General features: G+C 36.1%; 7 protein-coding genes. 1 reads left to right on the forward strand and 6 read right to left on the reverse strand.

Translation table 11 applies throughout. The annotated features are described in order from the left end of the window. Positions 1-7 precede the first annotated feature (7 nt). From QOX03_RS04930 to pepT, 6 genes are all read right to left on the reverse strand, one after another. Complete coding sequence (locus tag QOX03_RS04930) at positions 8-1,999, reverse strand: site-specific DNA-methyltransferase (RefSeq protein WP_283670256.1); 1,992 nt, start codon at positions 1,997-1,999, stop codon at positions 8-10. Positions 2,000-2,005: 6 nt separating this feature from the next. Beyond that, complete coding sequence (locus tag QOX03_RS04935) at positions 2,006-2,620, reverse strand: DUF4391 domain-containing protein (protein WP_283670257.1); 615 nt, start codon at positions 2,618-2,620, stop codon at positions 2,006-2,008. Positions 2,621-2,694: 74 nt separating this feature from the next. Further along, entirely contained in the window at positions 2,695-4,488 is a 1,794-nt protein-coding gene (locus tag QOX03_RS04940) for an RNA/DNA-binding domain-containing protein (protein ID WP_283670258.1), read from the reverse strand. Positions 4,489-4,506: 18 nt separating this feature from the next. Further along, positions 4,507-7,749, reverse strand: coding sequence for a helicase-related protein (locus tag QOX03_RS04945; protein ID WP_283670259.1), 3,243 nt, complete (start codon positions 7,747-7,749; stop codon positions 4,507-4,509). A 956-nt stretch (positions 7,750-8,705) separates the two neighbouring features. Next, positions 8,706-9,434 carry a M15 family metallopeptidase gene (locus QOX03_RS04950; protein WP_283670260.1) on the reverse strand — a complete coding sequence of 243 codons (729 nt, stop codon included), beginning with the start codon at positions 9,432-9,434 and terminating at the stop codon, positions 8,706-8,708. A gap of 149 nt (positions 9,435-9,583) precedes the next feature. Further along, the gene (gene pepT / locus QOX03_RS04955) at positions 9,584-10,828 is read right to left on the reverse strand and encodes a peptidase T (protein WP_283670261.1); all 1,245 of its coding nucleotides are present in this window, start codon (positions 10,826-10,828) and stop codon (positions 9,584-9,586) included. A gap of 49 nt (positions 10,829-10,877) precedes the next feature. On the opposite strand from pepT, the gene QOX03_RS04960 reads away from it, so the two are divergent. Beyond that, on the forward strand, positions 10,878-11,768 hold the full coding sequence (locus tag QOX03_RS04960) for a hydroxymethylglutaryl-CoA lyase-like TIM-barrel protein (protein ID WP_283670262.1): 891 nt from the start codon (positions 10,878-10,880) through the stop codon (positions 11,766-11,768). Positions 11,769-11,790: the final 22 nt, after the last annotated feature.

The raw sequence follows: 11,790 nt of genomic DNA on the forward strand, positions 1-11,790 counted from the left end.
TTTTTTATTAAATGACATGGATACGCTTATAGACCTCATCTTGGTTCCAACCGCAAAGTTGCTTGAACTGTTCGTAGATGTTGAGTTTATCGGCATCGGTAGCAAAACAAGACTCTCGGAAGATGACGCGCAGTGGCTTCATTTTGGCAATATGGCTTATGGCTTTGATATTTATTTCCTTGTCGAAGCAAGCTACGAGAGCTCCTTCATTCACGATATGTAGATTTTTACCTGCTACTTCTTCCTTTCGAAGTGGATAACTAAGTTCTACGCCCCAATCTACCATACAACCGAAGAGCAGGTCCAGTTCTGTGCGGTCGTATTTTACACTATCTACTTGAGTGAAAAGGTTTTCTTGCTTTAATCCTACAGGTTCAAAATATACCTCCTCCATATTGGAGGAGTCCACGCGAAGTACCCTAAATCCAGTATCTATCTTCTTATCCTTGTTTTTAGGGTCTTCCTTTATTTGCTTGCCAGCTCTACGAATACGCTCCTTGCCAATCTCACAAATAGTATCATAACCTGCATTACGGGCTTCGCTTCCCTCGGGAGTAGCCTCAGGCAGTTGCACCATAATGTACTTGCGCTTACCACCATCTTGAGCATTCAATTGCATCACCGCATGGGCTGTAGTAGCCGAACCAGAAAAGAAGTCGAGGATGAGGGAGTCGGGGGAAGTTCCTAAACTCAATAAAAACTTTATTAAATTAACAGGCTTTGGATAATCAAAAACTTTATCAGCAAAAATTTGTTTTAAATCATTAGTACCTTGTGTATTAATATAATCTAACAATACAGACTCTGGATATTTTTCAATATATTCAGCCTCTCGTTCTTTTGCATATACCCTACCATTTTCAAAATGGACAACATTAGCATTAAATTTTTCAATAAAAGTACCATCTCCCCAACGCCATCTCCCCAACGCCATATCCCCACTACCACGAGGCTGAGGACGATAACAAACATAACCTTTATTTAACAACTCTTCATTTTGTGATTCATATACAGGACTATTATTTAAATTATAATCAAATAATAATTTTACATCATTTACTTTTTCATTATAATATATAGAATATCCCATACTTGGTCTTTCAGGCAAAGTATCCCCTCCTCCTCCTTGCTTTTCTAAAATTCTAAGACTATAATTACCTTCTTCATCTTTACGACTAAATTTTTTAGCGTTTTTAACTAAAAAAGGATTAAATTCAAAAGACCCTTTTCCATAAATCAAAATATAATCAGCCGATGTAATAACTTTATTTTTTCCAGTATCATTTTTTGAACCGCTACTTTGTTTTCTGGTTATCTGCCCCACAAAATTCCCTGCCCCAAACACCTCATCACAAATCTTTCTTAAGTGATGCACCTCATTATCATCAATAGAAATAAAGATAACACCATCATTTGAAAGAAGTGTTCGTGCTACCAACAAACGGCTATAAATCATAGAGCACCAGTCAGAGTGATAGCGAGGACTAGAATCAGGGTTTTGTCGTAGTCTATTACCGTCCTCATCAAGGTTGCCCATAGCCTCATCCATTTCTTCCCTACTCATAGCAAAGTCGTCTTCATAAACAAAGTCCTTGCCTGTGTTGTAAGGAGGGTCTATGTATATCATTTTCACCTTACCGAGGTAGGCGCGTTGTAAAAGTTTTAGTACTTCTAGGTTATCACCCTCTATATAAAGGTTTTCAGTATTATCCCAATCTAAACTATCTTCTACCACGGATCGTAGGGTTTGTCGAGTAGGTTCAGTTGCAACTCGTTTTGCTGTCTGTTTTCCAACCCACTGAAAACCAAAGCTTTCTTCATCGCTATCAGCAATGGCATCGCCTAGTAGCTCACGCAGTACATCAAAATTCACTTTATGTTTTAGCTCTCCATTTGCCTCACGCACCTCCGTGAATGCTGAGGGTATTATTTGTTTTAACGCATCAATCGTAAAATCACTATGCGATGCTGAGGTTAAGGTTTGTTTTTTTATTTTCATGTTGGTTTATTCTTTCGTTTCTAAGTACTTTTTTCTTTGATTAATCTGGCTGCGTAGCTGCATCTGCTTGCCTAATGATTTTTCTTTATCTATTCTTCGCTCCAGTTGTTCAATTTCCTTGAGTATCCGTTCTTTTTCTTGTTTGTTTTGAATCCGCTCATCTAACGTTTGCTCTGTATTGAGAGAAATGTCGCCGATAGTAACAACTAAATGTTCCCATAGTGCATCGAAATTAAGTCCACTGAGGGGGATACGGAGTTCGTCCTTCACATTCCAGTCACTGGTATGTAGCCCTTCGTGAATGATAGCAAGCTGAGCCTGCTCCTCAAAAGATAGTACAAAAAGTATATGCTGGGGAATAAGCCGAGCGAGAAGTGTGATACTATCTTTGTGATAATTATTTGTTTTCAGGCTTATTGCCATCACAAAGATTTCTTTTACACTCTGTCCTTTTGCTATAGCAGGAAGTGTACTCTGAGATAAGCATGCAATGATATCAATACGGGAAATATCAGCATCTATACGCTGCCGCTGAGCCGTGGTGAGGGAAGGGAACTTATTAAAAATTACCGTCTTCGCTATCTGCTTCTTTAGTAGAGTGTTTTGGGGTAATGCATACATAGGTTTTTGGACAAGTTTTGGACATTTATAACTTATTGTATATTAACAATTTACAATTGTTCTTACTTGTAAAATCACTCATTTTTGCTTTCCTTTTTGGACAAATCTTGGACATTTTGTTTTTGTTGTTGCATTGCCTTGAGACCTATACCAACTGCCTCTATCACTATTTTCTGTTTCTCAAAATACTGAGGGCTAATTACATAGTAAGTTCCAGAGCCTTTCCCAAGTCTTAGTAAATCATTAGTCTTTACTAATTGCTCAATCATAGCCTTTACCTGACGTCTGGTCATATGATTCTGAAGTATCGTTTCAAAATCTTTCATTTTAGCTTGATTAAAGGTAGCAAAGTGTGAAAGTATTACAGGCCATGCTTGATCTACTGTCCAGTTTGTTTGTCGAGTGTATTCTCCTTCTTTACCAGCAAACTCGTAATAGCTCTTGGATAGTACATAATATATGCCATTTGTTTTTCCTCTTTTCTCTATCATTCCTCTTTTTAGTAAAGACTCTATCAACAAGGGCTCTACATTAGCACGTTTATTTTCTTTGATCTGATTCAAAGCCAAGATTTCAAAAACTGATAGTTGTTCTTCTTCAGGCAACTCTCTTTGTTCAGACTCAATGAACTGAGCAAAAGCCACATCTTTGACAACAGATGATAGATGTAGCTCAACCCTAAATTCATCGCTATGAGAATAATCAGGTTTTTCCTTACCCTCTGAAAGCATATTTCTGAATATTTTATCAACGCCTTGTCCTGATCGCTCGACAACTCCCGTTTTAGATAGGACATCTGCTAAGAGTCTATTTCGTGGAGTGCTTTGTACACGTAGTAAGTTTTCTTGAGTTACTCCCAAGGGTAAGCCACCCATATTCTTTACAACCAGCTTGTCTTGATATTGTAATATAAATGTCTCACTTGTACGCCTATAATCACGATGAGCTACAGCGTTATTGATTGCCTCACGGATCACTTCTTCATTAAAAAATGGGATATTAAAGATATATGAGCCCTCATTGACATCAATTTTATCATTTCTGAGGTTAATATCATGCCAAAGCTGATCTATCATTATATAGAAAGGTTTCAGATACTCTATTCGATTATTATAAGGAATAAGGTTTTCTGTTTTTCTATACTCCAGCACAATGCGACTTTGAGGAAGAAAACGTTCTAAAGATTCTTCTTTACCACATAATATTAAGGCTGCATAACTTATCTTACCATTAAGCACTAGATGTAGATCACTTAACACTTGTTCATTAGGCAGAGAAATAAAGGAGGTATTTTTCTGTTTTGTAGCATATTTTCTCTTTAGTATATCTATAGCCTCCTCTGATAGATCTTCTAGAGTTGCTTCTTTGCAGATCTCAGCAGAAAAATCAGACTCTTGTTCCAACCAAATACTTCGAAGCATCTCGTCAGACATAGGGCGTAGTTCTTCACCAACCCTCATTAGAGCGACATCTTCGAACTTAAACACTTTACCTATAGGTCGGGCAGGAACATCTATGACTAAAACACGTCCTTTCTTCTCTACTTCATCCTCATATAACTCATAAACATCTGGTCGAATTCCTATATCTTTATAGATTTTACTTTCTAATTCTCCTATAGCATCTATACTTTGATTCGTACCAACTACTTTATGAGGATATTTGTCCTCCATACCAAGCACAAGTGTACCTCCGCCTTCGTTACAAAAAGCAACGACATAACCAAGAATACATCTTCTTTTTTCAGAAGTTTTAGTTTTATCACCACCGTTATAGGATACATTCCCATGTTCAGCTTTTTTGAATTCCACTTTATCTTCAGATTCTCTAGAATTCTTTAGTCCTGCAATAGTCCATCTATTTTTCATATATAGCACCTAATCTATTTATCTTACAACGAAAAAACAAATGAGTTCAAAATCGTCCAATCCCTTAATCTCTTGGGTAAATAAATCACCTGAAGCCCCCTCTAAGAAGCTCAACACATCACTCTGTTCCTTGACTGTAATAATACTCCGAACAGCATCACCCAGAAGCTGTGAATATGTCTCCATATAGCGTCCATCCTTTGTTTCTTTATTGAAATCTTTACACAAATCCGCATAAGGTGTAGACTTTCCTTGACAAGACAGTCTAAGGAAATCCAGCATCTTTTTAGGCTGTAAATGATTGACTAATACTTCTCCTTCCATAGAAACATAGACCATATAGAAAGGGTGCAATTGATTTTTGCGATCTATATTCACTCCTCTATTACGGTTTTTGAGAATGTAAATAACCCCAGGAAGTAAAGACTCTGTACTACGAACCACTGTATGCAGCCCAAAAGGCATTTGTTCCAGATCGTCATGTCGTCTGACATAATCTAACAAGTCAAGGCGAAATTCATTGAGACCAAGGTCTAGAATAGAAATACCCGTACTCATTTCCTCCAAATCTACTACTTCTGTCTGTAGCCGTTCGAGCTGCTTGTGACGATATTCTAAATCTCCTTTGTCATCATCCGAAAGCAAGTTGTCATCACCAGTAGAAGTCATTACAGAAACCTTCATTCGGTTCTCAACTCTAGCTTTAAGGTTAATATATTCATCAAGCTGTATATCTGGCCAATAATTCACCATTTGAATATGAGTATTTCGAGACCCTATACGATCTATTCGCCCAAAACGCTGTATGATGCGCACAGGATTCCAATGGATATCGTAGTTGATAAGATAATCACAATCCTGTAGGTTCTGCCCCTCCGAAATACAGTCTGTCGCAATGAGAATATCTATCTCTCCCTGTATTTCAGGGAAAATAGCATCCTTATCCTTCGATACAGGAGAAAATAATGTAAGCGCTTTATTGAAATCCAACTTCTGTCGCCCTGGTAATTTAAGTGTACTTCTCGCATCAATACCACCTGTAATCAGAACACTATGTAAGCCATGCCGCTCAAGTATTATCTCTGATAAAGAATCATACAAATACTCTGCTGTATCTGAGAAAGCTGTGAAAATAATTACCTTCTTATTTTCTTTATTAATCGGATTAGTTATTTTACCATCAATATCCTCTAACAACCTCTGTAATTTCGCATCATACTCAGAGGTAATACTCTCAGTATGTTGCAACAAATTTTGTAATACTTCTAGGTCTTCACGAAGGTAGTTATCCCAGCTGAGATAATCCATATCTTGTAGATTGATCGTTGTCTTCCCCCCACCGACAAATAGATCGTCATTGAGCTCATCAAGGTCAAATCCTTCTTCGAAATCATATTCGCCTACAGCAACATTTTCTCCATTTTTTATTTGTTCAATTTTTTTTATCGTCGCAACCAGCAAACTCATAAGGCGTTCCAAAGTAAGCCTAAAAGAATGAACGGAACTCTCTAATCTCTTTAAGATATTGATACACATCAATCTACGAATCCCTCTCTCTCGCCCAGTTCTGGATAACCCACTTTCATTACCTTTATCATCAATAGTAGCATATTTCTCCTGCTTACTCTTTAAAATAAAGTCAGAAGGTGTATATATGGCTAAATTCAAACTTGATAAAAGTGTATAAATATCATCATAGGAAATCCGATCTCCATCTGTGGAAAGCTTAGGATGACGGGATAAAACAGGAAGACGCTCAGGAAAAGTCCCAATATCTGATGTATCATAGTACTGCTCAATATGTCTCCGAGAGCGAGCAATAGTCACACTATCTAAAACCTCAAAAAAATCAAAACTAAGTGCTTGGAGTAAAGCTTCTGTTGTTCGTTCTTTCTCTGAGAGTTTGCTCCATCTATTATATTCAGTCTGTGCTTGACGGAAAATATCATCAATGGAACTTTCTGTCTTGAGTAATTTATCAAAAGATTCAACATTGCCTTCATAAGCTAGCTGCAGCTGATTCTTGAGATCATTGAAACGGTTATTAACTGGTGTTGCTGATAACATCAAAACCTTAGTCTTTACACCATTACGAATAACACAATTGAGCAAACGCAAGTAGCGATTTTCTCTTGGGTTTTGATCCTCCTCATCAGTCGTTATCTTACCACCATTACGAAAGTTATGACTTTCATCAATTACTACAAGATCATAATTACCCCAATTGATTTTACTTAAATCCATACCATTACTAGAACCTTGCTCTCTTCCTAAATCTGTATGATAAAGAACATCATAACGCAAACGATCTGCTGCTAAAGGATTATTCTTATAATTACTTCGATAAGTCATCCAGTTGTCATTAAGTTTCTTAGGACAAAGCACAAGAACAGACTTATTACGCAGTTCATAATACTTAATAACACTAATTGCAGTAAATGTTTTACCCAGCCCTACACTATCTGCTAAAATACAGCCATTGTATGTATCCAACTTGTTGATAATACCTAGAGCGGCATCCTGCTGGAATTTATAAAGTTTATTCCATATAGTAGTTTCTTTAAACCCTGTAGCTTCGTTAGGAAGTACATCATCAGAAATATCATCTAAAAACTCGCGGAAAATATTGAAGAGGGTAATAAAATAGAGCAGTTCGGGCGGATTTTCTTTGTATACACTCGAAATGCTTTCCACAACTTCGTTGGTTACATCTTGCAACCGATCCTTATCGTTCCAGAGTTGTTCAAATAATTGTGTATAGTGTTCACTAAAGGGAGATTCTGCTTTTTGTATCATTGTATAGGCGTTGTCACCTCGTTCTACTCCGAGCTCTACAGTAGTGAATCCAGTTAGCGGCATATAAGAGCAGTTGTCCACTACGCCAAAGCCCATCATATTTTCTTTAGTCTTATTTGACTTGAACTTGACCTTTCGACGGATCCACTCTGCACATTCTCGTGCAATAGCCTTTTGTGTCAATTCGTTACGAAGTTGGATTTCAAACTCACTTCCTATAAGACTACGCTCTCTATGCAAACGAGGAATATAAAATTCGCGTTGAACTTTACTTGTTTTCTCTGCTATAAAGGTAGGTGAAGTAAAAATAAACCTCAGCTCTTCCACCCTCTCTAGCTCTTTCTTAAGTTCTTGAAAAGCATAAATAGAAAAACAAGATGCCGCAATAGAAATTCGGCTACCAGAACTCAAAGTCGAGCGAAGATCTTCAGCTAATGTTTTGTGTATATTATCAATAAGCTCCATAATTCCTATTTTGTAGAGACTAATATAAGGAGATTTCCTCTTTTTGATAGTTGTTTATAAGTAAAATTTTCCAAAAAATAGTAATTTTTGGATTTAAGAAAAGACACTAAAATTTAGGAATTTCGGGCAAATATACGATAAATAAATGGATTATTCTCTTTTTTAAACGCAGAAAAAAGGGTGTAAAAACAAAATACAATTCATGTTGAATGTATATTATTGATAATCAATTCATTGAAAGCTAAAATAGGTAGAACTTCCAATTAAGGACTATTTTAAAAAAAGATTTCATGTCAAAATGTACATTATTCCTTTGATCGAGTAAAATAGTAACCTTCTACGAATAAGACTCAATACATTAAGCATTATATCACTTGTATTCAGTTAGATGCTACTCATACACGTTGTTGAGGGAAAAGAAGAATCTGCAGGTTATAAAGAAAGATAATAATATTTTTTTGGGCATAAATATAGAAAAGCTGTAGTTGTAAAAACACTATTGAAGATTCTAAACCTACACAATCAAGTACATTCACTGATTAAATAGTATTATAACTAAGTTTCAATATTTTTTAACTTTCCTTAGTTGAACATCAAAACAACTTTTAGCAAATCTTAAACGATTTTAAATATAGGGCAAAACTACAAAAGTTTTTTACTCTCACAAAGGCTTAGACAAGTTTTTTATTTTTTGTAGTAATTCTACTACATAGATAGGTAGTACATTGACATATTACCAGCCCCACACAAACGTGCGTTGCAAAGGTAATTTTTTTGGTTATATTGTCAAGATGTTGTACCTTTGCACTTAGAAGTTATTGAGAAAATAGGTATAATCAAATGAAATAAGAACTATTACTAAATCATTACCTAATCTTCTTGTAATTCCTGTATATTCTTTATTTTGAAAGAATTACAAAAGTAGTTTCAATTTTTTTTTAAAGCCTTAAAAAATTTTAGGGCAACAATTCTGGGTTAATGTCTAGAATATTTTCTTTATAATATTTCTCTAAAAATGCTGAAGTAAAATACTGACTCCCTTCTATATCTAAACTCCTCATGATTTCAGGGAAATTTAATTGCTTATATCGGGTTAGCATATTGCAACTCTGCGGGCGATAAGAGAAATGCCAAGGTTCATACTTAAAGCCTTTTCGTTTAGGCACATTGGTATAGACTTCATAAAACCCAAAGCCTTCGGCCTTTTCATCCAGCCATTTTTTTAAATCCGCATACACTCCTTTGCCTGTAAAATGTTCTGCACTAAGGGGATTCTCAGGGGTAGTTTTGCTTAAATCTATCACGTCTACTTCAGTTGCCCAATGATGCCGAGAGGTGCCAGGAATAGTAGAATATTCTACAATTTTTAAGATGGATTCCTTTGGGCTGAGACCTTGTTGTGTGAATTTCTTATATTTATTATTCCAAATTCTCTTCTGATGCTCAAAAGAACGATAACTGCTGACGGCAAAAATACGAAATCCTTCTTTTTTTGCTTCCTTAGCTAATTTATCAAACGAGGCAGACGCTTCCTTTAGCAATTGATATGATTGACCATACAATTGACGTTTCGATTTCCCCAACAAATCATTTTGAGTGATTTCATATCCAAATTTTGGGAAGTTAGGGACTAAAATTGCTCCTAAAGCTAAACTGTTGATTTTTATGAATTTTCTTCTTCTCATTTAAACCTTTTATTTGATTAAAATCTAGTTTTTTCCTCCTTTATTTTTTCATTCATTCTTTTCATAAAAAAATTAAACAAATCAAAAGTAAGAGAAAATAATTGGGAATAGAAATTCCACTTAAAATCAAATAAATATTTATTTTTTTCTTAAAATTTACTACCTGCCAATTTAGCAATTTCAATGATGACCTTTGTCGCAGATTCCATGGCTTCCAAAGTCACATATTCATAGCGGCTGTGGAAATTTTGCCCACCAGCAAAAATATTGGGGCATGGTAAACCTTTGTAAGAAAGCTGAGCGCCATCCGTTCCACCGCGTATCGGTTTAATGAGCGGTTTTATGTCTAAATTATTCATTGCCTCTTCAGCTAAATCAATAATATGCATTTTATCCTCTAAATGTTTACGCATGTTAAAATATTGATTTTCAATAATTACTGATATTCTATCTCTACCTAAACTTTGATTTAATTTATCAGCAATATCTTTCAGTTGATTTTTTCTTTTTTCAAATTTTTCTTCGTCATGATCTCTGATTATCATTTCAATTTCCACATGATCTACATCGCCTTGAATATTCGTCACATGAAAAAAGCCTTCTCTGCCTTCAGTTGCTTCAGGCACCTCATTTTCAGGCAAAAGATTTAAAAACTGACGACTCAAATGAATTGCATTCACCATTTTCCCTTTCGCATAGCCTGGGTGTACTACCTTTCCTTGGATTTTAATTGTAGCACCAGCAGCATTAAAGTTTTCGTACTCTAATTCACCAACACTACTCCCATCCATTGTGTAGGCCCAATCTGCATCAAATTTTTCTACATCAAATAAATGTGCTCCTTTCCCGACTTCCTCATCTGGTGTAAACCCTACAGCAATACGCGGTCTTGGAATCTCTGGGTGATTGATTAGGTATTCTACCGCCGTCACAATTTCGGCTAAACCAGCTTTATCATCTGCACCGAGAAGTGTTTTACCGTTTGTGGTAATCAGTGTTTGCCCTCTGAAATTCTCCAGTTCTGGGAATTCTTTAACTTCTAAAACGATATTCTCTTCTGAATTCAATACCACATCTTCCCCGTTATAATCTTCCCAAATTTGCGGCTGCACGTCTTTTCCTGAGAAATCGGGCGAGGTATCAAAATGTGAAATGAAACCAATCGTAGGTAATTCTTTATCTTGATTGCTAGGCAAATAGCCCATCACATAGGCGTGCTGATCAATGCTTACATTTTCCAATCCCATCTCTTCTAATTCTTCTTTTAGCATTTTAGCTAAATCCCATTGCTGTGGCGTTGACGGTATCTCATCTACACCAGGTTTACTCTCGGTATAAACTTTAGCGTATTTAGTAAATCTATTCAGTAATTTCTCACTCCAAATTCGTTCCATAAAAATAAATTTTGGTAAATATATTAATTATAATTTATCTTTAGTGCAAATGAATAAGGATAAGCAAAGACTTTATATCAGCAATTGCCCGCGTGACGCCATGCAAGGCATCAAAAGCTTTATAAAAACGCCTCAAAAAATTGAATACCTCCAGAGCTTGCTCGGTGTTAATTTTGAGTTACTAGATTGTGGTAGTTTTGTATCACCACGCATTATTCCTCAGATGGCTGATACGGCACAGGTTTTGGCAGCTTTAGATAAATCAAAATCCAATACAAAAATTTCTGTAATTATAGCCAATCACCGTGGTGCAGAACTCGCTCTACAACAAAAAAATGTAGATTTTTTAGGCTTTCCTTTCTCTATTTCAGAAACCTTTCAGCAAAAAAACACCAACGCTACACGCCTGGAAGGGCTAGAACGCATTGAAATCATTCAAGATATGCTGCGCGGTAGCGGTAAAAATTTATTGGTTTACCTCTCGATGGCTTTCGGCAATAGATATGGCGAAGATTGGTCTTTAGATTTATTGTTAAATTTCGTAGAAAAAATAGTTGAGCGAGGAGTTTATCGGTTTAATGTATCTGACACTGTGGGTGTTGCAACACCACATCAGATTCAACAAGTTTTTTTAAGCCTTAAAAAAAATTTCCCAAAAGTGCATTTTGGGGCTCATTTACATACTATCTATAATCAATGGTACGAAAAAATTGATGCAGCCTACCAAGGCGGGTGCACTCATTTTGACGGTGCAATTCATGGTTTTGGTGGCTGCCCAATGGCCGATTCGCTCCTGATAGGGAACATGCCAACGGAGAAGCTCATCAACTATGCTCAGTTGCATCAACTAAATCATGAGTTAAATTTAGCTGCCTTTGAAGGAGCTTTTAATAATGCCTTAACATTATTTCGGGGCCAAAGCTTTGCAAAATGGAGATAGTATCTTTATTTTCGCCTTCCCA

The organism is Candidatus Ornithobacterium hominis (assembly GCF_951229915.1).
Classification (GTDB): Bacteria; Bacteroidota; Bacteroidia; order Flavobacteriales; family Weeksellaceae; genus Ornithobacterium; species Ornithobacterium hominis.

Excerpts from the sequence above, each read along its gene's own strand:
- QOX03_RS04930 (WP_283670256.1), bottom strand. The coding sequence starts at position 1,999 with ATGAAAATAAAAAAACAAACCTTAACCTCAGCATCGCATAGTGATTTT.
- QOX03_RS04935 (WP_283670257.1), bottom strand. The coding sequence starts at position 2,620 with ATGTATGCATTACCCCAAAACACTCTACTAAAGAAGCAGATAGCGAAG.
- QOX03_RS04940 (WP_283670258.1), bottom strand. The coding sequence starts at position 4,488 with ATGAAAAATAGATGGACTATTGCAGGACTAAAGAATTCTAGAGAATCT.
- QOX03_RS04945 (WP_283670259.1), bottom strand. The coding sequence starts at position 7,749 with ATGGAGCTTATTGATAATATACACAAAACATTAGCTGAAGATCTTCGC.
- QOX03_RS04950 (WP_283670260.1), bottom strand. The coding sequence starts at position 9,434 with ATGAGAAGAAGAAAATTCATAAAAATCAACAGTTTAGCTTTAGGAGCA.
- pepT (WP_283670261.1), bottom strand. The coding sequence starts at position 10,828 with ATGGAACGAATTTGGAGTGAGAAATTACTGAATAGATTTACTAAATAC.
- QOX03_RS04960 (WP_283670262.1), top strand. The coding sequence starts at position 10,878 with ATGAATAAGGATAAGCAAAGACTTTATATCAGCAATTGCCCGCGTGAC.